The organism is Candidatus Hydrogenedentota bacterium, assembly GCA_016791475.1.
In the GTDB taxonomy this organism is placed as follows: domain Bacteria; phylum Hydrogenedentota; class Hydrogenedentia; order Hydrogenedentales; family JAEUWI01; genus JAEUWI01.
In genome coordinates this window covers 183-665 of the sequence record JAEUWI010000264.1, presented here as the reverse complement: position 1 = coordinate 665, position 483 = coordinate 183, and the positions used below count along the sequence as shown (strand labels likewise).

The following is a 483-nucleotide window of genomic DNA, read 5'->3' as shown; positions in this document are numbered from 1 at the left end:
GCGGCCGATGTCGGCGCCGCCGAATTCGAGGCCCTTGCCGAGGTAGGTGCCCATGGTGACGAACCAGGCCCCCCAGACGAAGAACTGGACGAACATCATGATGGAGAGTTGAATTCGGATGGCCATGCTCATGGCGGGGGGATTCCTTCCTGTGCGGCGGTGGGCCGCCGTGTGGTGGTCAGATGCTTCCGGCTTGGGTGCGAAGGTGCGGCCGCCATGGGGAGCAGGATGCCCGAGGGATTCCCCGACGCCTCGCGGTCGCTGGCTCGCAGGGGTTAAGCCTAGTGAATCGGTGGTGCGGGAGTCAACCCGTGGGGAGAAGGCTTCAGGCTGTAGGCTGTAGGCTGTAGGCTGTAGGCTGTAGGCGGTAGGCGGTAGGCGGTAGGCGGTAGGCGGTAGGCTCCCGGCTCCCGGCTCCCGGCTCCCGGCTCCCGGCTCCCGGCTCCCGGCTCCCGGCTCCCGGCTCCCGGCTCCCGGCTCCCG

General features: G+C 68.7%; 1 protein-coding gene. It reads right to left on the bottom strand.

Translation table 11 applies throughout. The features are described from left to right. Window positions 1-132: MFS transporter (locus JNK74_29105; GenBank protein MBL7650238.1), on the bottom strand; the 132-nt coding region annotated here is incomplete at its 3' end. Window positions 133-483 lie beyond the last annotated feature (351 nt).